Annotated in this window: 15 protein-coding genes and 1 pseudogene; 11 read left to right on the top strand and 5 right to left on the bottom strand. The window is 68.5% G+C overall.

All coding sequences use genetic code 11. The annotated features are described in order from the left end of the window. Window positions 1–50: 50 nt before the first annotated feature. The 5 genes from STSP_RS14920 (at window position 51) to yjfF (ending at window position 6013) form a co-directional block, all read left to right on the top strand. On the top strand, window positions 51–1079 hold the full coding sequence (locus tag STSP_RS14920) for a LacI family DNA-binding transcriptional regulator (RefSeq protein WP_067277287.1): 1029 nt from the start codon (window positions 51–53) through the stop codon (window positions 1077–1079). A 156-nt stretch (window positions 1080–1235) separates the two neighbouring features. Next, on the top strand, window positions 1236–2240 hold the full coding sequence (locus STSP_RS14915; protein ID WP_067277284.1) for an ABC transporter substrate-binding protein: 1005 nt from the start codon (window positions 1236–1238) through the stop codon (window positions 2238–2240). Between the two features lie 100 nt (window positions 2241–2340). Further along, window positions 2341–3879: a sugar ABC transporter ATP-binding protein gene (locus STSP_RS14910; RefSeq protein ID WP_067277283.1), complete on the top strand. Its 1539-nt coding sequence runs from the start codon at window positions 2341–2343 to the stop codon at window positions 3877–3879. Continuing rightward, window positions 3876–4976, top strand: coding sequence for an ABC transporter permease (locus STSP_RS14905; protein WP_067277280.1), 1101 nt, complete (start codon window positions 3876–3878; stop codon window positions 4974–4976). The genes STSP_RS14910 and STSP_RS14905 overlap by 4 nt, the downstream gene beginning before the upstream one ends. Beyond that, entirely contained in the window at window positions 4973–6013 is a 1041-nt protein-coding gene (yjfF, locus tag STSP_RS14900) for a galactofuranose ABC transporter, permease protein YjfF (protein WP_067277278.1), read from the top strand. The genes STSP_RS14905 and yjfF overlap by 4 nt, the downstream gene beginning before the upstream one ends. A gap of 246 nt (window positions 6014–6259) precedes the next feature. Here yjfF and STSP_RS14895 read toward each other — a convergent pair whose 3' ends face one another. Further along, complete coding sequence (locus STSP_RS14895) at window positions 6260–6697, bottom strand: winged helix-turn-helix transcriptional regulator (RefSeq protein ID WP_408646293.1); 438 nt, start codon at window positions 6695–6697, stop codon at window positions 6260–6262. Between the two features lie 141 nt (window positions 6698–6838). Between STSP_RS14895 and STSP_RS14890 the strand changes: the two genes are divergently transcribed. Continuing rightward, a complete protein-coding gene (locus STSP_RS14890; protein ID WP_067277273.1) occupies window positions 6839–7711 on the top strand; it encodes an aldo/keto reductase family oxidoreductase in 873 nt (290 codons plus the stop codon). Between the two features lie 192 nt (window positions 7712–7903). Here STSP_RS14890 and STSP_RS14885 read toward each other — a convergent pair whose 3' ends face one another. Further along, on the bottom strand, window positions 7904–13096 hold the full coding sequence (locus tag STSP_RS14885; protein ID WP_067277272.1) for a family 43 glycosylhydrolase: 5193 nt from the start codon (window positions 13094–13096) through the stop codon (window positions 7904–7906). 415 nt (window positions 13097–13511) lie between these two features. On the opposite strand from STSP_RS14885, the gene STSP_RS14880 reads away from it, so the two are divergent. From STSP_RS14880 to STSP_RS14870, 3 genes are all read left to right on the top strand, one after another. Further along, window positions 13512–14945 (top strand): family 43 glycosylhydrolase, encoded by a 1434-nt coding sequence (locus STSP_RS14880; protein ID WP_067277434.1) that lies wholly within the window; start codon window positions 13512–13514, stop codon window positions 14943–14945. Between the two features lie 48 nt (window positions 14946–14993). Further along, entirely contained in the window at window positions 14994–16439 is a 1446-nt protein-coding gene (locus tag STSP_RS14875) for a family 43 glycosylhydrolase (RefSeq protein WP_078067179.1), read from the top strand. A 64-nt stretch (window positions 16440–16503) separates the two neighbouring features. Continuing rightward, entirely contained in the window at window positions 16504–17868 is a 1365-nt protein-coding gene (locus STSP_RS14870) for a glycoside hydrolase family 43 protein (protein WP_067277270.1), read from the top strand. 148 nt (window positions 17869–18016) lie between these two features. Here STSP_RS14870 and STSP_RS14865 read toward each other — a convergent pair whose 3' ends face one another. Beyond that, a complete protein-coding gene (locus STSP_RS14865; protein WP_198547346.1) occupies window positions 18017–19981 on the bottom strand; it encodes an ABC transporter ATP-binding protein in 1965 nt (654 codons plus the stop codon). A 150-nt stretch (window positions 19982–20131) separates the two neighbouring features. Here STSP_RS14865 and STSP_RS14860 point away from each other — a divergent pair, with 150 nt between their 5' ends. Both STSP_RS14860 and STSP_RS14855 read left to right on the top strand, forming a co-directional pair. Further along, window positions 20132–21118 (top strand): lysylphosphatidylglycerol synthase transmembrane domain-containing protein, encoded by a 987-nt coding sequence (locus STSP_RS14860; protein WP_198547343.1) that lies wholly within the window; start codon window positions 20132–20134, stop codon window positions 21116–21118. Between the two features lie 123 nt (window positions 21119–21241). Further along, a complete protein-coding gene (locus tag STSP_RS14855) occupies window positions 21242–22123 on the top strand; it encodes a universal stress protein (protein ID WP_067277267.1) in 882 nt (293 codons plus the stop codon). A gap of 34 nt (window positions 22124–22157) precedes the next feature. Here STSP_RS14855 and STSP_RS37075 read toward each other — a convergent pair. Both STSP_RS37075 and STSP_RS14850 read right to left on the bottom strand, forming a co-directional pair. Then, window positions 22158–22814 (bottom strand): annotated as a pseudogene (locus tag STSP_RS37075) (helix-turn-helix domain-containing protein); the annotation flags it as partial. Between the two features lie 6 nt (window positions 22815–22820). Then, the gene (locus STSP_RS14850; RefSeq protein WP_067277265.1) at window positions 22821–23900 is read right to left on the bottom strand and encodes an alcohol dehydrogenase catalytic domain-containing protein; all 1080 of its coding nucleotides are present in this window, start codon (window positions 23898–23900) and stop codon (window positions 22821–22823) included. Window positions 23901–24064: the final 164 nt, after the last annotated feature.

Below are 24064 nucleotides of genomic sequence, written 5' to 3'. Positions count from 1 at the left end.
TACAGACCAGTACCTGACTGACAGTCACGACCGCCCAAGGAGGTGCGGCCATGGCACAACCATCACTTCGGCCGCCCACCATGGCGGACGTCGCCCGGCGCGCCGGGGTGTCCCACCAGACCGTTTCGCGCGTGCTGGGGGACCACCCCAACGTACGGGACGACACACGCGCCAAGGTTCTGAACGCGATCGGAGAACTGGGCTACCGCCGCAACTCCTCAGCACGGGCGCTCGTCACCCGGCGCACACGGAACCTGGGGGTCATCGCCTCCAACAGCACCCTCTACGGCCCGGCCAGCACACTGTTCGCGCTCGAGGAGGCAGCACGCGCCGAGGGCTACCTCGTCTCCACGGTCAGCCTGCGCAAGCTGACGGTGAAGACGCTGTCCGAGGCCCTGGACCGCTTGATCGAGGGCGGTGTGGACGGATTGCTCACGGTCGCCCCGCAGCAGTCCGCGGCCGCCGCGCTCACCGAACTGAGCACACCCTTCCCGGTGGTGACCGTGGGAAGCGGGAGCGGGGCGGGCGTTCCCGGTGTCAGCGTCGACCAGCACCTGGGCGCACGGCTGGCCACCGGCCATCTGCTGGACGCGGGCCACCGCAGGGTCTGGCATGTCGCCGGACCAGAGGACTGGCAGGAGGCACAGGACCGGGCCGACGGCTGGCGCGCGGCACTCGAAGGGGCAGGAATCGAGCCGCCCGAACCACTGAGCGGCGACTGGAGTCCGCTGTCGGGCTACCGTGCAGGCCAGGAGCTCGTCGGACGAGCGGGCCGGGAGCTGACCGCGGTCTTCGTGGCCAACGACCAGATGGCTCTCGGGGTGTTGCGGGCTCTGCGGGAAGCGGGACTGCGAACCCCCCACGATGTGGCGGTCGTCGGGTTCGACGACGTCCCGGAGGCGGAGTTCTTCGCTCCACCGCTCACCACGGTCCGCCAGGACTTCACAGCCGTGGGCCGACGGAGCATCACCCTGCTCCTGGACCAGATCGAAGGCCGGGAACCCGCCGCACCTCCGCGGATCGTCATCGAGCCCCACCTCATCGTCCGGACCAGCACCTCTCCACCCCGCTCGCCCTGACCCGGCGTCACCCATCTCGGACCCGACCGGGCCGTACGCCAACGACCACACATGACCGACATACCGAACACCGACCGACCAATTGAACATCGTCCACTCTTTCCCCGACAATCACCAGCGGGTCCGTCCCGGACCTGCTCCTCAAAGGAGAAGCACATGCTCAACAGGCGCAACTTCATCGCGGCGGCAGTAGGCGTGGCGGCCGCGGGCGGGCTGACCGCCTGCGCCAAGAAGGACGACTCCCCCTCGGGCTCGTCCGGCGGCGGCGGGGACAAGGCGATCACCCTGGGCTTCTCCCAGGTCGGTTCGGAGAGCGGCTGGCGCAGCGCCAACACCGAGTCGGTGAAGTCGGCCGCCAAGGAGGCGGGCTACAAGCTGCAGTTCTCCGACGCTCAGCAGAAGCAGGAGAACCAGATCTCCGCGATCCGCAGCTTCATCGCGCAGAAGGTGGACGTCATCGCCTTCTCGCCGGTGGTCGTCACCGGCTGGGACGCCGTGCTCAAGGAGGCCAAGGCGGCGAAGATCCCAGTCGTCCTGACCGACCGGTCCGTCGAGAGCGACGAGTCCCTGTTCGTCACCCTGGTCGGCTCCGACTTCACCGACGAGGGCCGCCGCGCCGCCAAGATCCTGGAGAAGGTCCTGGAGAAGGCCGGCCACAAGGGCAAGGTGAAGATCGCCCAGCTGGAGGGCACCACCGGTGCCGCCCCCGCGATCGAGCGCGCCAAGGGCTTCAAAGAGGTCATGGACGCGGAGCACAAGGACGACTGGGAGATCGTCGCCAGCCAGACCGGTGACTTCACCCGGGCCGGCGGCAAGCAGGTCATGGCTGCCTTCCTGCAGTCCAACCCGGACATCAACGTCCTCTACGCGCACAACGACGACATGGGCCTCGGCGCCATCCAGGCCATCGAGGCGGCCGGCAAGAAGCCCGGCAAGGACATCCTCATCGTCACGGTCGACGGTGTGAAGGACGGCTTCATCGCCATGTCCGAAGGCAAGATCAACGCGATCGTCGAGTGCAACCCGCTGCTCGGCCCCCAGCTGATGGAGGTCGTGAAGAAGGTCCACGACGGCGAGAAGGTCGAGCGCTGGATCAAGACCAAGGAGAGCGACTTCATGCAGGACCAGGCCAAGGACGCGCTCCCCACCCGTAAGTACTGACCGACCGCACCCACCGGCAGGGAGTCTCCGGCCGACCGGCGACCATCCGGTCCCGGAAGGCTCCCTGCGGGCCTGAACCCACTTCACGAGGAGCGCTGCCATGGCAGAGCCGCGGCCCGTCCTGGAGATGACGGGCATTGTCAAAGAGTTTCCGGGGGTACGGGCTCTGTCGGGCGTCGACTTCCGGCTCTTCCCCGGCGAGATCCACGCCCTCATGGGCGAGAACGGGGCCGGAAAGTCCACCCTCATCAAGGTGCTGACCGGGGTCTACTCCCTGGACGGCGGCACCATCACCCTCGACGGCAAGTCCGTGCAGTTCGGCAGCCCGCTGCAGGCGCAGCACGCCGGCATCAGCACGGTCTACCAGGAGGTCAACCTCTGCCCCAACCTCTCGGTGGCGGAGAACATCTTCATCGGCCGTGAACCCACCCGCGCGGGCCGCATCCAGTGGAAGCGGATGCGCAAGGAAGCCGCGGAGATGGTCGACCGCCTCGGCCTCGACATCGACGTGACGGCGCCGCTGTCCTCGTACCCGCTGGCAGTGCAGCAACTGGTCGCGATCGTACGGTCTGTGGGCCACGGCGACAGCGACGGCGAGGGCTCCGGCACCAAGGTGCTCGTCCTGGACGAGCCCACCTCCAGCCTCGACCGCGACGAGGTCCTCGAACTGTTCCGCCTGATGCGGCGCCTGCGGGACGAGGGCGTCGCGATCCTCTTCGTGTCGCACTTCCTCGACCAGATCTACGAGATCTGCGACCGCATGACCGTGCTGCGCAATGGCACCCTGGTCGGCGAGCACATGGTGGCCGACCTCGACCAGGTCGGGCTGATCGAGCTGATGATCGGCAAGGCCCTGGACCAGCTGGAGGAGCTCCACGAGCACCAGCTGCGCTCCGACGTCGGCGAGACGCTCGTCAAGGCCGAGGGCCTGGGCCGCACCGGCGGTATCGCCCCCTTCGACCTGGAGATCAAGAAGGGCGAGGTGCTCGGCCTCGCCGGACTGCTCGGCTCGGGCCGCACCGAACTGGCTCGGCTGCTGTTCGGCGCCGACCAGCCCGACAGCGGCAAGGTGACCGTCGCCGGCAAGCAGGTCTCGATGAGCGCCCCCAACGACGCCATCGGCGCCGGCGTCGCGTTCTGCTCGGAGAACCGCAAGACCGAGGGTCTCGTACCGGACCTGACGGTGCGTGAGAACATCATTCTCGCCCTGCAGGCGGCGCGCGGCTGGACCCGGCCCATCCCGGCATCGCAGCGCGACGAACTCGTCGCCAAGTACATCAAGGCGCTGGACATCCGCCCCGCCAACCCCGAGGCCCGCGTCGGCCAGCTCAGCGGCGGCAACCAGCAGAAGGTGCTGCTGGCCCGCTGGCTGATCACCCAGCCCAAGCTACTGATCCTGGACGAGCCGACGCGCGGTATCGACATCGGCGCGAAGGCGGAGATCCAGAAGCTCGTGGTCTCGCTCTCCGAGGACGGCATGTCCGTGCTGTACATCGCGGCCGAGCTGGAGGAGGTACTCCGGCTCAGTCACACCATCGGAGTGCTGCGCGACCGCCGGCTGGTGGCGCAGCTGACCAACGGGCCTGAGATCACCACCAGCCGGATCCTGGAGACCATCGCGAGCGGAGAGCACCAGTGAGTACCCCGGCAGTGACCACCCCCTCCCGCTGGCGAGCACTGACGCGCCACCACCTGTTCTGGCCGGTCGCGGTCCTGATCGCCCTGCTGCTCGTCAACGTCCCCTTCACACCCGACTTCTTCGCGATCAGGATGACCGACGGCCACCTCTACGGCAGCCTCGTCTCGATCGTGCTGTTCGGCTCGCCGCTGATCCTGGTGGCGGTCGGCATGACTCTGGTCATCGCCACCGGCGGCATCGACCTCTCCGTCGGCGCCGTGGTCGCCATCACCGGCGCCCTGACCTGCTCGTACATCAGCGATCAGGCCGACCAGAACGCGCTGGCGGGGGTCTTCCTCGCCATGGGCATCGGCCTGGTGGCGGCAGTGGTCTGCGGCCTGTGGAACGGCTTCCTGGTCGCCCGGATGGGCATCCAGCCCATCATCGCGACCCTCATCATCATGGTCGCCGGACGCGGTGTCGCCCAGCTGATCACCGACGGTCAGATCATCACCATCAACAGCGAGCCGTACAAGCTCATCGGCGGCGGCTACTGGCTGACCCTGCCCTTCTCCATCTTCGTGGTGGCCGCCGTCGTGGCCGTCACCGTCGCCCTGACCCGCCGTACGGCGCTCGGCCTGCTCGTCGAGTCGGTCGGCGGCAACGCCGAGGCCAGCCGCCTGGTCGGCATCCGCTCCCGGCGCATCAAGATCATGGTGTACATGTTCTGCGCCCTGTGCGCGGGCATCGCCGGCCTGATGATCAGCTCCAACACCTCGGCCGCGGACGGCAACAACGCCGGCCTGTGGATCGAGCTGGACGCGATCCTCGCGGTCGTCATCGGCGGCACCTCGCTGCTCGGCGGCCGGTTCTCCATCGGTGGCACCGTGATCGGCGCCCTCGTCATCCAGACCCTGACCACCACGATCTACACCATCGGCGTACCCACCCAGACCAACCTGGTCTTCAAGGCCGTCGTCGTCATCGTCGTCTGCCTGCTGCAGTCCCCGAAGTTCCGGGCCAAGGTCTTCGGCGCGAAGGGACGCGCCCGGACCACCGCCCCGGCGGAGCCCACCACCCCGGCCGACGCCGCCCCGAAGATGGAGGTGTCGCGATGAGCGCGACCACCAAGACCCGTACGGCAGCGGAAGGCCGTACGCCGTCCACGCCGGCACAGGCGTCCACGGCCGCGCGCCTGCTCGGCGACCGGCGGCTGCCCGTCCTGGTCACGGCCGCCCTGTTCCTCGCGATGTACATCGGCGGTCTCAGCCGCTACCAGAACTACGGTTTCGGCGAACCGCAGGTCTTCCTCAACCTGTTCATCGACAACGGCTATCTGCTGGTCGCCGCCGTCGGCGCCACCTTCGTCATCATGTCCGGCGGCATCGATCTGTCCGTCGGCTCGCTGATCGGCTTCACCACCATGTTCACGGCGTGGCTGGTGGAGCGTCAGGGCTTGCCGCTGATGCTGGTCATCCCGCTCGCCCTGGGGGTGGGCGCGTTCGGCGGCTTCCTCATGGGCTATGTGATCCACAACTTCGAGATCCAACCGTTCATCGTGACCCTCGCCGGCCTCTTCCTCTTCCGGGGCCTCTGCCTGGTCATCAGCAAGGAGTCCATCTCCATCGGCGACTCCACGGTGAGCAGCATGGCCCAGACCCGGGTCTCGCTCGGACTGGGGGAGCTGTCGATCGGCGCCATCGTCGCCCTGGTCGTCCTCGCCGCCGCCTTCTACATACTCCACTACACGCGCTTCGGCCGCCGGGTGTACGCCATCGGCGGCAACGAGCAGTCGGCGCTGCTGATGGGACTTCCGCTTGGCGGCACGAAGATCGCCGTGTACACCGTGAGCGGCTTCTGCTCGGCGCTGGCCGGCCTGCTGTTCATGCTGTACATCCAGTCCGGCGACCCGCTGCACGCCGTCGGCATGGAGCTCGACGCAATCGCCGCGGTCGTCATCGGCGGCACGCTGCTGACGGGCGGCTCCGGTTACGTCCTGGGCACTCTGTTCGGCGTCCTCGTGCTGGGCCTGATCAAGAGCATCATCCAGTTCGAGGGCACGCTCAGCTCTTGGTGGACGAAGATCGCCACGGGTGTGTTGCTGTGCGCGTTCATCCTCATACAGCGGGCGATGACGGCGCGCAGGAAGACCTGAGCCGGGACGGTCGACCAGGGCGACCATCGGGCCGGAGCGGTCCGCCACGCGGGGCACGATGAGTGCCACGCGGACGGACCGCTCCGGCCCTTCCGTTTGTGCAGCACTGCTGTCTCCGGCCCCAGCCGCAAGGCAGCCAAGCGGCCCTCCCCGAATTACCCCTCGACGACCGGCCTATACGGGCTCTTCGCAGTTGAGGGTGTAGCTCCGTAAATACGGAGCTGTTGCATGGTTGGATGTGAGTCGTCAGGAGGTGCGAGCGTCGTAGTTCTCGCGGTTTGCGAGGACCTCGGCCATGTGTGTCTGCGCCCAGTTTCTGAGCCCGCGCGTCATGTGGTGGAGCGAGAGGCCGAGGTCGGTCAGCTCGTAGGAGACGGTGACAGGGACAGTTGGCGTCACGGTACGGGTGAGCAGACCATCGCGCTCCAGCGACCGTAGCGTCTGCGTCAGCATCTTCTGGCTGACCCCGGCCAGAAGACGAGAGATCTCGGAGTAACGCATCGCCTTCGGAGCGTCTGCGTGTGCTGCACCGGGCTGGCCAGGGCCGTTGTCGCCACCCAGCGCACACAGGATCAGGACGACCCACTTGTCCGAGATTCGGTCGAGCAACTGCCGGCTGGGGCACCCTGCCAGGAACGCGTTGTACTCCACCTTGGCCTGAGCCCTCTTCTGGGCCGCCTTCATCGTCGTCACTGATCGCACCTCTCACCAATGGGTGGGTTACGCACTCCAAAGTGCCTACTTCCCGACAGGAAGTTTCTCTCCAATGCTGATGCAGAGAGGCAGCAGGCGACACCCCCTAAGTGCACGACGAAAGGCAACAAGATGAGCACACCCTCCCTCTCTCTTCCCGGCGGCACCTGGACTCTGGGCGACCTGACCGTCACCCGGTTCGGCTACGGCGCCATGCAACTGGCCGGCCCGTGGGTCATGGGGCCGCCCGACGATCGCGAGGGTGCCCTGGCCGTTCTGCGTGAAGCGGTCGACCTCGGTATCACCCACATCGACACCAGCGACGCCTACGGGCCGCGCGTCACCAACGAGTTGATCCGCGAGGCACTGCACCCCTATCCCGAGTCGCTGCACATCGTGACCAAGGTGGGCGCGACCCGCGACGAACAGGGTGGCTGGCCTACGGCCCGACGACCCGAAGATCTGCGCCGCCAGGTCCACGACAACCTCAACTCCCTCCGGCTCGACGTACTCGACCTGGTCAACCTCCGACTCGGCAACGCCGAAGGTCCCCAGCCCGGCTCACTCGCCGAGGCGTTCGAGACGCTCGTCGAACTCCAGCAGCAGGGCCTGATCCGCCACCTCGGGGTCAGCAACGCCACCGAGGAGCAGGTCACCGAGGCACAGAGCATCGCGCCGATCGTGTGCGTGCAGAACATGTACAACCTCGCCCACCGCCACGACGACAAGCTCATCGACCGGCTCGCCACCGACGACGTCGCGTACGTGCCCTTCTTCCCCCTCGGGGGCTTTACGCCGCTTCAATCCTCGGCGCTCTCGGCGGTCGCAGCCCGATTGAAGGCGACACAGATGTCCGTCGCACTGGCCTGGCTGCTGCAGCGATCACCGAACGTCCTGCTCATCCCCGGCACGTCATCGAAGGAGCACCTGCGCGAGAACGTCGCCGGCGCGGGACTCTCCCTCTCCCATGAGGACTTGACCGAGCTGGACGACATCAGCCGCTGAATACCCCAGAGCTGAACGTGTGTCACACCGGCGTTTTGGCAGCTCACCCCGCGTCGGTGGCCGGGGAGGCGTTGCTGCGGGCCGCATTTCTCGCCGGGCCGACGCTGTTGCCACAAGGAGCGGCGCCCGGGACTTCTACTCCCGGGCGCCGCTCCTTGACCGTGTTGTACGAGGGCCTTGCGGCCCTCCCCGCTACTCGGTGCCGACGCTGATGCCGTGGGTGGCGGCGCCGGTGAGGTTGTCGTAGAGGACGTCGCCGGTGGACTTGTTCCAGAGCTTGATGCGGAAGGTGTCCGGGCCGTCGGTGACGGTGATGCGGAAGCCGTAGCCGCCGGTGCCGTTGACCGTCCCGGAACCCTGGTAGTGGGCTTCGGAGTCCGTCACCACGAGCCAGTCCGACGAGGTGGAACGGAACTTCACGTCGCCGGCCTTGAAGTCGAAAGCCGCGTTGCCGGACGGGGCGGTGGCTTCCTTCTTGTACTGGGCCGTGAAGGAGAAGGCTGCTTTCCCGGTCAGATCCGGGTTGCCGGGGTAGGCACCCGCCGGGGAGGCGATGGTGCCGTCGCCGGCCGCGGGACCGGCCGCGCGGTCGTAGACGATCAGTTCGGGGAGCTTGGTGCTGTCCGAGCCGCCGTCGTCGTCGGTCACGGTGATCACCGGGCGGTGGATGCCCGCCGCGGTGTAGGTGTGGGCCGCTGCGCAGCCGGAGGCGGTGACCTCGCCGGAGGTGGGGTCGGTGCCGTCCTTCCAGTCGACCGTGCAGGTCTGAGTGTCACCGGAGCCCAGGTCGGTGAACTCGGCGGTGACGACGGTGCGCTTGCGGGCCGCCACCGGTTCCGTCGGGCCCGTGGCCGAGGTGATCACCGGAGCCGCGTTGTCCACGGTGACGGTGAGGGTGTCGCTGCTGCGGCCGCCGGTCAGCGTGACCTTGTAGGTGCCGTCGTCGTCGCAGGTGATCGTGGTCAGGATGGCGTTGGGGTCGGAGAAGACGCACGGTGCTCCGTCCTCCACCGTCCACTTCGGGGTGCCTGCCCCGGAGATCGTGCCGGTGAGGGGGGTGGCGCTGCCCTCGGTGCCCATCGCGTTCGGGCCGGCGCGGACGATGGTGACCGGGTCGATGCTGGTCAGGGTGGGGACGACCTTCTTGATCAGGCCGTCGGAGTCGAACTCCAGCTTGTCGACGGTCGTTTCGCGGTGGGTGCCGTCACCGCCGGGGATGGCGAAGCGGTGGTAGGCGATGTACCAGTCGTGGGTGTTCGGCACGTGCACCATGGAGTGGTGACCCGTGCCCTTGATGCCGAGGTCGAGGCGCTTGTCGAGGATCACGCCCTGCTTCGTCCAGGGCCCCAGGGGCGAGGACCCGGTGGCGTAGGCGACCCGGTAGTTCTCGTCCCGGGTGTCGTTCTCCGACCACATGAAGTAGTAGGTGTCCTTGCGCTTGATGACGAAGGAGCCCTCGTTGTAGCCGCTGGGCGTGATGTTGGTGACCTTCGAGGAGTCGAAGGAGACCATGTCCTCGTTGAGCGGCACGACGTACGCCCGGCCGTTGCCCCAGTAGAGGTACGACTGGCCGTCGTCCTCGGTGAAGACGGCCGGGTCGATCATCTGGCCGGTGAACTGGCCGGCGGGGATGAGCGGCTTGCCCAGTGCGTCCTTGAACGGGCCGGTGGGCGAGTCGGACACCGCGACGCCGATGTTCGCGTCGGCGCAGAAGTAGAAGTAGTACTTGCCGTTCTTCTCCTCGATCGCGGGGGCCCAGGCCCTGCTGTCGGCCCAGTTGACGTCCGGTCCGAGGTCGAGGATGACGCCGTGGTCCTTCCAGTGGACCAGGTCCGTGGACGAGTACGCCTTGAACTGCGTACCGCTCCAGCCCGGGAAGCCGTCGGTGGTCGGATACATATAGAAGGTGTCGCCGAACCTTGCGATGTTCGGGTCGGCGTTGAGCCCCGGAAGGACCGGGCTCTTCATCTCCAGGGCCTCCACCGTCCAGGTGCGCTTCTTGCCGTCCGAGCCCGTGACCTCGTACGTCACCGGGTCGGTGAAGTCGCGGAGCGTGCCGGAGGCGGGGCTGATGGACGCGCCGTGGGCGAGGGTGAACTCCGGCGCCAGAGCCGTGAGATCACTGCCCTCGCTCAGCGGGAGCGTGATGCGGCTGTCCGCGTCGTCGATGATCGCGTCGACCTTCAGCGCGGGGTGGGTCGCCGCGGCGATGCCCGTGGTGTTCCCGCTGAGTTCCAGGATCTCGGCGGGTGACAGGGCCCGGTTGTAGATCCGGAAGTCGTCGACCTCGCCGCCGAAGTACGGGTCCGGGGAGTAAAGGGACTTGCCGATGTAGCCGGTGTAGCCCTTCGACGCGTCGTACAGCTCGGACGGCTTGATGGTGACGCCCGTCGCGCGGGCCGCCTCGGCGCCGTCCACGTAGAGGACCGCCGTCTCGGTCGCGCCGTTCACCGTGACGGTGACGTGCTTCCACTCACCCGGGGTGAGCTGCGAGCCGCCCACCATCTGCTTCTCACCCGACCAGGTGGCCTTGGTGATCGCGGAGAACAGCTTGCCTCCGCCGTTGGACGGGGTGGCGAAGAGGTATTTGTTGCTGTCGGGGCCCAGGCCGAACAGCCACTGGAAATTGTCCCCGCCCTTCCACTTGGCGTACGTGGAGACGGTGACGCTGTCGACTCCCTTCAGGACGCCGTTCGGGATCCTGACGTACGGCGAGGTGGTGGATGCGCTGGAACCGCCGGACATCTTGAATGAGCCGCCTTCCACCCCCGTTCCGAAGTCGGGCGTACGGACATAGGTGCCGTGGTAGCCGTGCCCGCTGGAGTCGCGGGCGATGTTGCCGCCGGTCTCGTCGAAGTCGTAGTGCAGGATCATGTCGGCGGGCGCGTCGGGGCCTTCCTCCGAGACCGTGACCTCGGCCTGGGCTCTGAGCGCGGCGCCGTCCGGCAGGCTGCCCTTCACCGTGAAGGTGCCGGCCTGCGCGTACGCCGACTCCGGGACGTCGTCCCAGGTGACGGAGACGGGGCGCTCGACACCGTCGGCGTAGTCGGCGATCACGGTGGCCGGCAGGACCGGGGCGTCACCGATGCGTGTCTTCACCGAGACGTCCTCGACGGACTCGACGAGCTGGTCCGGCTGGTACGCGCGCAGCAGCCGGTCGTACTCGGCCTGCGTCACCGGCAGCACCGTGCCGTGGCGTGGCTTGGCGGGCAGGTCGTAGTCGGTGGACGGGGTCCAGTTGCCGGAGGCGAGGTCCGTCGTCTCGAAGGGGATGTAGCCGCGGCCTCCGAACTCGTCGAGGAACGCGTACCACTTCTCCTCGGTGTTGGACTTGAAGACCAGCGGCCCCTCGGCGGCGCTCATCGCCCCCTTGCCGATGCCCTCGGCGACGAAGTCCCAGGAGAGGTCGAGGATCGAGTCGCTCTTCTCCTGGAAGATGAACTTGCTGTTGGGGGTGGAGGAGGTGTTGTTCCGCTCGTCCTTGGACAGGCGGTAGTACGTCCCGTCGTGCTTGATCATCGTGGAGTCGATGACCGAGTAGCCGCGGTCGATCCAGACCTTTGGCTCGCTGAAGGTGTAGAAGTCGCGGGTGGTCGCGTACATCATGCGGTTGTACGTGTCGCCGGAGTGCTCGGCGTTGTCGTACAGCTTCGACGCCCAGAAGACCACGTACTCGCCGCGCTCGGCGTCGTAGAAGGCCTCCGGCGCCCAGGTGTTGCCCGCGCTGTCGGGTGAGACCTTGACCAGGCGCTGGTTGGTCCAGTGCACCAGGTCGGTGGACTCCCAGACCATGATGGACTTGCTTCCGGTGCGCTGGGACGCGTCCCAGTTGCCGCTGCCGTAGATCCGCAGGTCGGTGGCTATCTGGTAGAACTTGTCGCCCTCCGGGGAGCGGATGATGAACGGGTCACGCAGGCCCTTCTCGCCGAGCGTCGAGGTCAGCACCGGCTTGCCGTCGTTCAGCTCCCGCCAGCGCAGCGGGTCGTTGCCCTTGCTGAGGCCGAAGTAGAGCTGCTCGCCGTCCGAGGTGCCCTCACCGGTGAAGTAGCTGAACATATAGCCCTTGAGGGCTTCCTTGGCGGGGAGTTCGGGCACCTTGGCGGTGAAGACGCGGGTCGCCTTCGCGTCGCCCTTCGTGACGGTCGCGGTCAGCTCGACGGTGGTGGCGCCGTCGCCGTGCGCGGGGCGCTGGACCACGCCGTCGGCGGAGACGACGTCCGGCTTCGCCGAGGACCAGGCGACCTTCGTGCCGTACATGCCGGTGGCGGGCAGGGTGAGGTTGCCGCGTACGTCGTCGATGTTGTGGACGGTCAATGCCTCGGCGGACTGCTTGGTGGCGGTGGCGTCGTCGAACGCGGCGGGGACCGTGATGTCGAAGCTCTTGGTGTCGGTCACAGTTCCCTTCTTCAGGGTCGCGGTGAGCGTGGCGTGACCGTCCGGCTCGCCGGCGGCGGGGCGGGTGACGGCGCCCGTGTCCGACACCACGGAGGGGTTGTCGCTGGCCCAGCTGATCGTGGAGCCGCCGGCCGTGCCGGTCTTCGGCAGGGTCAGGTCGGAGACGACGGCGCTGGTGTCGCCGAGCGTGAGGGCGGCCTTGTCGTGGGCGATGCCCTGGGTGTTGACGGGAAGGGAGAGCTGCTCGACCTCCGTGGCCGCCAGCGCGCGGTTGTAGACCCGGAAGTCGCGGATCCTGCCCTTGAAGAGCTTGTCGCCGGGGTACACGGACTTGCCGATGTAGTTGGCGGTGGTGGTGCCCGAGCCGATGGCGCCGGGGGTGATGGTGACCGACGTGTTGCGGGCCACCTCCACGCCGTCCTCGTAGAGCACACCGATGCTGCCGGTCTGGGTGTAGGTGACATGCTTCCAGACGGAGCGGGTCAGCGCGCGCGAGGCGGACGGCTGGGTGGTCTGCTCCGTCGACCAGTTGCCGGTGGCGATGGAGGTCCGGAAGGTGTTGCCGGTGGTGAACAGGTAGCCGTTGCCGCTCGTCCCGCTCGTGTTGCCGAAGCCGTAGATGAAGTACGGGGTCGCCTGGGCGGAGTCGATCTTCACGTCCATCGAGACGGTGATCGAGTTCATGCCGCTCATGATGTTGTTCGGCACCTTGACGTAGGTGTCGGAACCGTTGAAGGCGAGCCCTTCACCGGTGCCCGACCAGCCGGCGGTGCCGTTGACCGTGCCGTCCTGGCCGTTGCCGGAGGCGTCGGTCACCGTGGTGCCGGAGGCCGCGTCGAGCTTGTACCAGAGGGCCAGACCGTCCGTGATCTCCGCCGCCTGCACGGGCGCGGCAGGTCCGGCTACCCCCAGGAACAGCGATGCGGCGGTCAGTCCGGAGAGGCAGCCCACCAGGCGTCTCGCGCGGCTGCGGGGTCTCTGCATGTGCATCGTTTTTCAAGTTCCCTTGCTGAGGCGTGACTTGAAAGAAATCGGGATGCGCGGCCTCAGCCGTGGGCACCCGCCCGTTTCGTCGGTGTGACGGCGCGTTTCGAGAGTGTCAAACGGTGCGGAGCGGGCGTCAAGAGGTATCGAACGACGTCCGACAGGTCGAACAATGCGATCCGGCCACATCCCGTCCGGTAAGCGCGGAAGGCTTTACTGCCCGGCCACGCGATTCTTTACGTAACGGAAAACCGAAGAAAACCAAATTTGCCAGAAGCGTTGACGCGTACACCACCTGTCCCTATCTTCTGCTCGAAGTTACGCACATTGTTCGAAATTTCGAGCATTTGTGACCGTCAGAAGGGGACCCGCCGTGTTCCGCACCCGCTACTGGCTCACCCTCGTGGCCGCGCTTCTGGTGATGCTCGTACCGGTCGCCGTCCAGCCCGCCGCCGCAGCGGAGGGGCGCCCGTACACAAACCCGATCAAGTCGGTGAAGGGTGCCGACCCCTGGCTGGAGTACTACAACGGCAACTACTACCTGGTGACGACCTCGTTCACCAACGAGCTGACCATGCGCAAGTCGCCGACGCTCGCCGGGCTGGCAACCGCCCCCAGCGTCCAGGTGTGGTCGGACACTGCATCGGGCCGTAACTGGAACATGTGGGCGCCGGAGATCCACTTCTTCGACGGCAAGTGGTACCTCTACTACTCGGCCGGCCAGCGCGGCGCCGCCTGCTGCGACTCCCAGCGCACCCACGTCCTGGAGAGCGCGGGCTCCGACCCGATGGGCCCGTACACCTACAAGAACACCCTCACGGGCTCCAACCTGAGCCCCGGCGGCTGGCTCATCGACGCCAGCGTCCTCAAACACGACAACAGGCTGTACCTGGTGGGCAGCGGCTTCATCAACGGCAGTACGCAGAGCCTCGTCATCGCCCCGATGAGCAACCCGTACACGCTGAGCAGCTCCACCTTCACCATTATCTCGAGCCCCACCCTGACCTGGGAGACCTCCGGCAACCCGGTCAACGAGGGTCCCGAACCGCTGTACCACAACGGCAGGACGTTCCTCACCTTCTCCGCCAGCTCCTGCCAGACCGCGGACTACAAGCTGGGCCAGCTCGAACTCACGGGCAGTGACCCGCTCAACCCGGCCTCCTGGACGAAGAAGCAGACGCCCGTCTTCCAGCGCAACGACGCGGCTGGGGTCTACGGTCCGGGCCACAACGGATTCTTCACCTCGCCGGACGGCACTGAGAACTGGATCGTCTACCACGGCAACAGCACGGCGAACGGCGGCTGCGGCAACGGCCGCACCACACGGGCACAGAAGTTCACGTGGAACGCGGACGGCACGCCGAACTTCGGAACGCCGGTCGCGCTCGGCACCACCCTGCCCGGTCCCGCCGGGGAGACGGCCACCACGCCGACGGCGTACACGATCGTCAACCGCAACAGCGGCAAGTGCCTGGACGTCGAGGGCGGCAACACCGCTGACGGCACCAACGTTTTCCAGTGGACCTGCAACGGCGGCGCCAACCAGAAGTGGCGTATCGAGGACCAGGCCGACGACACGAGCCGCCTGGTGAACGTGGCCACCGGCAAGGTCATGGATGTCGCCGACTGCTCCAGCACCGACGGTGCGGACATCCGGCAGTGGTCCTGGCTCAACAACACCTGCCAGCGGTTCCGTCTCGTCTACACCGGAGCCGACCACGTGCGTCTCGTGAACGCGAGCAGCGGCAAGGTCGCCGACGTCGCCAACTGCGGTACGGCCAACGGCACCGACGTACGCCAGTGGACCTGGCTGAACAACAACTGCCAGCAGTGGCAGCTCAGGCCCACCACCTGACCGCCTGCCCCCACCACATCTGACCTGACCAGGAGAAGACCACCCCCCATGAGACGCCTCATCGCCCGTGTGGTGACGGCGGTGCTCGCCGCACTCGCCGTACTGACCACCGGAACACCCGCCCACGCGGCCGCCCCCGCCTCACCGGCCGTGACGTTCACCAACCCGATCGCCGAACAGCGAGCCGACCCGCACATCTACAAGCACACGGACGGCTACTACTACTTCACCGCGACAGTCCCCGCGTACGACAAGATCGTCATGCGCCGGGCCACCACTCTCCAGGGGCTGTCCACGGCCGCCGAGACCACCATCTGGACCAAGCACGCCAGCGGTGAGATGGGCGCCCACATCTGGGCCCCGGAGATCCACTTCATCGACGGCAAGTGGTACGTCTACTTCGCCGCCGGCGCCTCCAACGACATCTGGAAGATCCGGCCGTACGTCCTGGAGACCAGCGCTGCCAACCCGCTCACCGGCACGTGGACCGAGAAGGGCCGCATCGCACTGCCCCTGGACACCTTCTCGCTGGACGCCACCACCTTCGTGCACAACGGCACCCGCTATCTGAGCTGGGCGCAGAACGACCCGGCGGTCGGCGACGGCACCAACATCTACCTCGCCAGGATGTCCAGTCCCTGGACCATCACCGGCAGCCCGGTCATGATCTCCCGGCCCACCAACGCCTGGGAGAAGGTCGGCCACACGGTCAACGAGGGTCCGGCCGTCATCCAGAAGAACGGCAAGGTCTTCATGACCTTCTCCGCCAGCGCCACCGACAGCAACTACTGCCTGGGCCTGCTGACCGCCAACGCCACCGCCGACCTGATGAACCCGGCCTCCTGGACGAAGAACCCCAACCCGGTCTTCGCCAGCAACGCCGCGACCGGCCAGTACGGTCCCGGCCACAACACCTTCACCACGTCCGAGGACGGCAAGTCGGACATCCTGGTCTACCACGACCGCGACTACAAGGACATCAGCGGTGACCCGCTGAACGACCCCAACCGCCGCACCCGGTACCAGAAGCTGTACTGGAACGCCGACGGTACCCCCAACTTCGGCATCCCTGTCGCCGACGGCGTCACCCCGGTCCGCTTCTCCTCGTACAACTTCCCCGACCGGTACATCCGCCACTGGGAGTTCCGCGCCAAGATCGAACCGAACGTCACGAACCTCGCCGACTCCCAGTTCCGCGTGGTGACCGGGCTCGCCGGCAGCGGCACGGTCTCGCTCGAATCGGCCAACTACCCCGGCTACTACCTCCGGCACAAGAACTTCGAGGTCTGGGTGGAGAAGGACGACGGCACGGCCACCTTCAAGAACGACGCCAGCTTCCACCGGCGGGCGGGCCTCTCCGACACGGCCGACGGGGTCTCCTTCGAGTCGTACAACTACCCGGGCCGCTACCTCCGGCACTACGACTACCTGCTCTACGTCCAGCCCGCCGACACGACGACCGCCAAGGCGGACGCGACGTTCTACGCGGAGTGACGCGTACCGAGTGGCGCGTACCGAGTGACGCGTATTCAGGGCCCTTTCCCCCACGGAGGTTTCAATGAAGAGACCCATGCGAGGCCTGCTCGCGCTCATCGCGACCCTGGCGGCCGTACTGGTCGGCATCACCGCCCCTGCCGCGCAGGCTGCGCATCCTGCGCCCGGTTCGGCGACGCGGTACACGATGACCGCGTTCACCAACAGCAGCGAGTCGAACATGTACGTCTACGACTCGCCGGACGGCACCGGTTTCACGCTCCGGAAAGGCCCGGCGTACACCCCGCCGTCCGGCCTGATCCGCGACCCCAGCATCTTCCGGCACACCGACGGCTACTACTACCTGACCTACACCACCCGTACCTGGTCGGACCTGTCCACCACCATCGGCTTCGCCCGCTCCACCGACCGCCTCAACTGGACCTTCCTGTACGACTACACGGTCCCGATCAGCGGGCTGCAGCGCGCCTGGGCGCCCGAGTGGTTCCTCGACACGGACGGCAGCGTCAACATCATCCTGTCGGCGTCCGTCGCGGCCGACGGCGAGTGGATCTTCAAGCCGTACAAGCTCACCGCGACCAACGCATCCCTGACGGCCTGGTCCCCTCCCACGCTGCTGTCCGGCCTCGGCCCGAACTACATCGACACCTTCATCGTCAAGATCGGCTCCACCTACCACGCGTTCACCAAGAACGAGACGACGAAGTACATCGAGTACGCCACCGCCTCCAGCCTCACCGGCCCGTACACCTTCCAGAAGACGGGCAACTGGGCGGGCTTCGGGTCCTATGTGGAGGGCCCGGCGCTGGTCCAGCTCGACAACGGCGGGTGGCGGATCTACTTCGACGGCTACTCCGCCGGGAAGTACTGGTACAGCGACAGCTACGACAACTTCGCCACCTGGTCGACGCCCACCGAACTGCCCGGCCTGACCGGCTTCGTACGCCATCTCACCGTGCTCAAGGAGACCGTCCCCGGCGGAGCCACCCTCCCGACGAACACCACCCGGTCGCTGCAGTCGGTGAACTATCCGGGCCGTTACGCCGTCGTCCGCTCGGACAGTCTGGGTTATGTCGATCCGGTGACGTCCTCCAGCACGGCGGCCGTCAAGCAGAGCGCCACGTGGACGATCGTGCCCGGCCTGGCGGACGCCAACTGCTACTCGTTCCGCGACTCGGCCGGCCGCTATCTGCGGCACTGGGATTTCCGGGCCCGCTTCGACAGCAACGACGGCTCGGACGTCTTCAGGAAGGACGCCACGTACTGTGCCCGCCCGGGCACGGCGAGTGGATCCGTCCGGCTGGAGTCGTACAACTACCCCGGCCGCTATCTGCGCCACTACAACTACGAGCTGCGGGTGGATCTCTACCAGGACACGGACACCTTCCGCGCGGACAGCTCGTTCACGGCGGTCACGCCCTGGGCCTGATCGCCTGCGCCTGCCCCACATCGCCGAGAGACCCGGACGGGCTGGATCTTCCAGCCCGTCCGGTTCTCTGGGGTCTTCGCCCCAGCCCTGTAAGTACTGCATTCTCAGTAGCCGGGATTGTCGGCAGGCTGCCATCGTGCGTTAACTGCTACATCTTCACGCCGATGGCCGTACCACGGTCGAGGGATTGAGGATCACGAATGAGCTGTGAGCTGCGGTGTCCTGCTATCGCCGCCGCTCCGGACGTCGCATCTGTGGCGGGCTTCTGGAACTGCGTCCGGTACAGCTGGGCGTACCGCCCATCCGCCGCCAGGAGCTCCTCGTGGGTGCCGCGCTCCACGACCCGCCCGCCCTCGATGACGAGGATGAGGTCGGCGGCGCGCACCGTGGACAGCCGGTGGGCGATCACAACGGCGGTGCGGCCGTCCAGGGCCTCGGTGAGAGCCTCCTGCACGGCGGCCTCCGAGGTGTTGTCGAGGTGGGCCGTGGCCTCGTCGAGGATGACGACGCGCTGACGGGCGAGCAGCAGGCGGGCGATGGTCAGGCGCTGGCGTTCTCCGCCGGAGAGCCGGTAGCCGCGTTCGCCGACGACCGTGTCCAGGCCGTCGGGCAGCGAGCGGACGAGGTCCTCGAGCCGGGCGCGCCGCAGCACGTCCCACAGGTCGTCGTCACCGGCGTCGGGCCGGGCGAGCAGCAGGTTGGCGCGGACCGTGTCGTGGAACAGGTGGCCGTCCTGGGTGACCATGCCGAGGGTCTCGCGCAGGGAGGCGGCGGACAGGTCGCGTACGTCGACGCCGCCGATGCGTACGGCGCCTTCGTCGGCGTCGTACAGGCGCGGCAGCAGCTGTGCGATGGTCGACTTGCCCGCCCCCGACGAGCCGACGAGCGCGACGGTCTGGCCGGGTTCGGCCCGGAAGGAGACGCCGTGCAGCACCTCCGTGCCGCCGCGGGTGTCCAGCGAGGCGACCTCCTCGAGCGATGCGAGGGAGACCTTGTCCGCGGACGGGTAACCGAAGCGGACGCCGTCGAACTCGACCGACACCGGCCCCTCCGGGACGCTCCGGGCGTCCGGCTTCTCCTCGATCAGCGGCTTGAGGTCGAGGACTTCGAAGACCCGCTCGAAGCTGACGAGTGCGCTCATGACCTCGACGCGGGCGCCGGCCAGGGAGGTCAGCGGCGCGTAGAGGCGGGTGAGCAGCAGGGCGAGCGCGACGACGGCGCCCGGCTCCAGGCTGCCGTGCAGCGCGTAGTAGCCGCCCAGGCCGTAGACCAGCGCGAGCGCCAGTGCGGAGACGAGGGTGAGGGCGGTCATGAAGGCCGACTGGGCCATGGCCGTGCGCACGCCGATGTCCCGCACGCGGCGGGCGCGGGCCGAGAATTCCGCGGACTCCTCGTCGGGCCGCCCGAAGAGCTTCACGAGGGTCGCGCCGGGTGCGGAGAACCGCTCGGTCATCCGGGTGCCCATCGCGGCGTTGAGGTTGGCGGCCTCCCGCTGCATCCTCGCCATCCGGCTGCCCATACGGCGCGCGGGCACGACGAAGATCGGCAGCAGGACGAGCGCGAGGAGGGTGATCTGCCAGGACAGGGTGAGCATGACCGCGAGCGTGAGCAGCAGCGTGACGATGTTGCCGACCACGCCGGAGAGCGTGTTGCTGAACGCCCGCTGCGCGCCGATGACGTCGTTGTTGAGACGGCTGACGAGCGCCCCCGTACGCGTACGCGTGAAGAAGGCGACCGGCATCCGCTGCACGTGGTCGAAGACCGCCGACCGCAGATCGAGGATCAGCCCCTCGCCGAGGGTCGCCGACAGCCAGCGGCCGAGCAGGCCGAGCCCCGCCTCGGCGAGCGCGATGAGGGCGATGAGCCCGGCGAGCCGGACGACCGTGCCGGAGTCGTGCCCAGACACGATCGCGTCGACGACGCGTCCCGCCAGGACCGGCGTGGCCACGGCGAGCAGCGCGGTCGCGATGCTGAGCAGCACGAACAGTGCGATGCGCCGCCGGTGGGGGCGCGCGAAGGCACCGATACGGCGCAGAGTGGCGCGGGCGAAGGGGCGGCGGTCCTGCTGCGCGTTCATGACGCTGTGCAGCTGGACCCAGGCGGTGGTCTCCATGCTCATGAATAGGACGGTAGAACCTCAAGCATTGTCGAGGTCAAGGCATCGAGAGAGATCTGCGGGGTAGGTCGTGACCCGGTCCTGGGGAAGGTCGTGACCCGCACGTCAACCCCCGTCTGCGTGCCCGCTACCCGGAGTTGGGACGGTATGGGAGCCTCTGGCGGTGTGACCGCCGTACGAGTGCGACGCCCTGAAGGGCTCCCCCGGCGCCTGCCCGTGCGGGAGGTGCTCTGTCTGCTTCCGCTGGCCCTGGTGCTGGTCGTCGCGGTGCGCCACTGGTCGGTGCTCGAGGAGGGTTTCCGCAGGCTGGCGGGCGCCGAGTGGCCGTGGCTGCTCGCGGCGGCGGGGGCCACCTGCCTTACCTGGGTCGCCGCGGCGTTCACCCGGCAGGGCGCCCTGGTCGAGAGGCTGCCGTCCCTTCGCTTGCTCGCCACGCAGTTCGCGGCGGGCGCGGCGAACCATCTGCTGCCGTCGGGCCTGGGCGCGAGCGCGGTGAACCTGCGGTTCATGGCGGTGTGCGGAGTGCCGCTCGCCCGCTCGTCGGCCGCCCTGGCGCTGTATCTGCTGGCCGAGTCGGTCGGCCGGGTCGGCCTGCTGCTGGTGCTGCTGTTCGTCTTTCCCAACGCGCTGCGGCTGGGGACTCTCCTTCCCGACGGGGCCGTCGGGCCGCTGCTGATCGCCACCGGTGCGGCGCTCTGTGTCGCGCTCGCCGTGCTTCTGGTCGTACGCCGCCTGCGTACGGCCGTGTTCGGCTTCCTGCGCACCGCCCTCGGCGAGGCCCGCGGTGTGCACACCCGGCCGGCCCGCGCCCTGGCGCTGTGGGGCGGCTCGCTGGCCTTTCCCGCGCTGCAGGCGGCCGTTCTGGTGGCGGTCGGACAGGCGCTGGGACTGCGGATCCCGGTGGCACACATGGCGGTGGCGTATCTCGCGGCGACGGTGGCGGTGGCCCTGGTGCCCACGCCGGGCGGTCTCGGCTCGGTGGAGGCCGCGCTCGTGGTCGCGCTGGTCGCGGCGGGCGCACCCGCGGCTGTGGCGACCGCGGTGGTCCTGGCGTTCCGGATCATCACGGTGTGGCTGCCGCTGCTGCCGGGCGCGTTGGTGCTCGGCGCGCTGGTACGGCTGAAGGTCATCTGAGGTCGTACGACCGTCGGCCGCCGTTGGCGAAGAGCGGCGCGGCTGTGACGCGCGGATACTGGACGGCGAGTGGACGAGGACGACGCCGGTGCCCGGCCGTCCCGGACGCGGAGGTGTCCTTCGATGCGTGACCCCCTGCCCATCGCCGTCGGCGTGGACGGTTCCCCGGAGAGTCTGGCCGCCGCGGACTGGGCCGCGCGCGAGGCGCGACGCCGCTCGCTCGCGCTCCGTCTGGTGCACGGCTGGATCTGGCAGGCGCACGACATGCCGGCGCCGCGGGACCTCGACGCGCAGAAGCAGTGGGCCCGCACCATGCTGAGGGACACCGAGTACGCCCTGCGGGCCCGTCTTCCGGGACTCACGATCACTGTGGAGGAGCTGTCAGGACCGGCGTCCGAGGCCCTGGCGGAGCACGCGGAGCACGCCGAGATGCTGGTACTGGGCTCCAGCGGACACGGAGCCGTGGCCGGCTTCGTGCTGGGGTCCGTCGGCCTGCGGGTGCTCGCCAGGGCGAAGGGTCCGGTGGTGATGGTGCGGGCGAACGAGCGGTCCACGGAGGAGCACGACGCCGACGAAGTGGTCGTCGGCGTCCAGGACCTCGCCGAACCCGCCGGACCGCTCCTGGACTTCGCGTTCGCCGCGGCGGCCGCCCGTGGGGCGACGCTGCGCGCCGTACACGCGTGGCGGCTGCGGCCCGTGTACGGATACGGCGAGTCCGCCGAGGAGATGTCCGCCGGCGGGACGGAGGGAGTACCCGCGCAGAAGGAGCGGGCCCTCGCCGAGGTCCTGGAACCGTGGCGGAAGCGGTATCCGCAGGTCGACGTGGAAGAGACCGTCGACCTCGCCTATCCGTCCGGCGTCATGCTGGACGCCGCGGCCCGGGCCGGGCTCCTGGTCGTCGGCCGCCGGATGCGCCGGCTACATCTCGGCATGCGCCTCGGCGCGGTCGCCCACGCGGTGCTCCACCATGCGGCCGCGCCCGTGGCGGTCGTTCCGCATGCCTGACGCCGTATAAGACCGCGATCTCCCGGCCCGAGATGCTCACGGTCTCGATGCGCACCCACATGTCGCGTTCGCCGCCAGCCCAGGGCGCGGTGTACGCCCGCTCCTCCAGCCTGCGTACGTCATCGGGGTCCGTCACGGCCCGGGCGTGGCCCCGGACGAGCACGCTCCAGCCCTGGCTGAGCGCGTCGTCGATGCGGTCGATCTCGAAGCCGACCTCGGTACCGGCGGCGGCCGCCGGTTCCGTGCCGTGCGCGGTGCAGTAGACGACCGCACCGTCGATGACGCTGTAGTTGACCGGCATGATGACCGGCCCCATGGGGGTGGGTATCGCGAGTCGCCCGACGCCGTGCGTGGCCAGTCGCGCCCGGCACTCGTCGGGGCTCAGCTCGACCAGCTCGGGGTGGTAGGCGGCCCGGCCCGTGCCCGGTGGGAGATCGGCGGCCCCGCCGCACAGGGCCGCCACCGTGGTGTGCAGGGTGTCGGCCAGCCTGATGAGGATGCCGATGCCGGGTGCCGCCGCCGGATTCTCCTCCAGGTACTGCAGATATCCGGGGGCCGTGCCCGCCCGGACGGCCGTCTCCTTCCGGGTGAGACCGAGTTCCTCGCGCCGCTGCTGGATGCGGCGCCCGATGTCGCCACGGGCCGTCCCCGCCCTCGCGGATCCCGCGCTTGAATGCGTCTGCTCGGACACGGCCGGTCACTTCCTTTCGTCGGCCCCCTTGACCAGCAGGGCGTCGTGCTGCTCGGCGAGGACGACCTTGAGCGCGCCCGTGTCGGCGGCCCGGGCGAAGACGTCGTACGCCTCCTCCATCGCGTCCGGCGGGAAGGCGTGCGTGACCAGGGACGACACCGGCAGGCGTCCGGCGGCGAGCATGCGCAGCAGCATCGGCGTGGAGTGCGTGTCGACGACTCCGGTGGTGATCGTCACGTTCCTGCGCCACAGGTCTTCGAGGTGGAGGGTCGCGGGCTCGCCGTGCACGCCGATGTTGGCGAGGTGCCCGCCGGGCCGCACCATGCGGGTGCACAGCTCGAAACTCTCGGGCACGCCCACCGCTTCGATGACGACGTCGGCCCCGAGCCCGTCGGTGAGATCGGCGACCAGCTCGTCGGGGCCCTCCTCGGGGGCGGCCACGGCGTCGGCGCCGAGGTGCTTGGCCGCGTCGAGGCGGGTGGGCGCCAGGTCGACGGCGATGATCCTCTCGGGCGAGTACAGCCCGGCTGCGGCGATCGCGGCCAGCCCGACGGGCCCGGCACCGACGACGGCGACGGTGTCTCCGGGCCGTACGCCGCCCTTCACCACGCCCACCTCGTACGCCGTGGGGTAGATGTCGGCCAGCAGCACGGCGTCCCTGCTGTCCACCGTGCCGGGCAGGACGTGCAGGGACATGTCGGCGTGGGGCACGCGGACGTACTCGGCCTGCGTGCCGTTGATCAGGTTGCCGAGCATCCAGCCCCCGCCGCCGCGGCACTGCCCGTACATGGCCTCGCGGCAGAAGCGGCAGCGGCCGCAGGCCGTGATGCACGAGACCAGCACCCGGTCGCCGGGGCGGACCGAGCGCACGTCCCCGCCCACCTCGACGACCTCGCCGACCGCTTCGTGCCCGAGGACCGTGCCGGGCTGCACCTCCGGCACGTCGCCCTTGAGGATGTGCAGGTCGGTACCGCAGATGGTGACGACGTCGACACGGACGACCGCGTCGGTGGCGTCCACGACGTCGGGATCGGGAACGTCCTCCCAGGCGGACTGCCCGCGGCCGTGGAAAACCAGTGCCTTCATGACGCCCTCCTCCTTCCCCCTCCGTCCCTCCGTCCGTCTCTTCCGGCCCCTCCTGATCCCGGCTTCCCCGGTGGCCCGTCCCGACACCCCCGGAGCCGGATGTCGGGCCACCTGCGATCCGGCGGCGAGCGAGGCCCGACCTGGCATGATCCTCGCCGAGATGC

This window comes from Streptomyces jeddahensis (assembly GCF_001642995.1).
GTDB lineage: Bacteria > Actinomycetota > Actinomycetes > Streptomycetales > Streptomycetaceae > Streptomyces > Streptomyces jeddahensis.
Note: the sequence above shows the minus strand (reverse complement) of the source record. Positions and strands in the feature narration are given on the sequence as shown.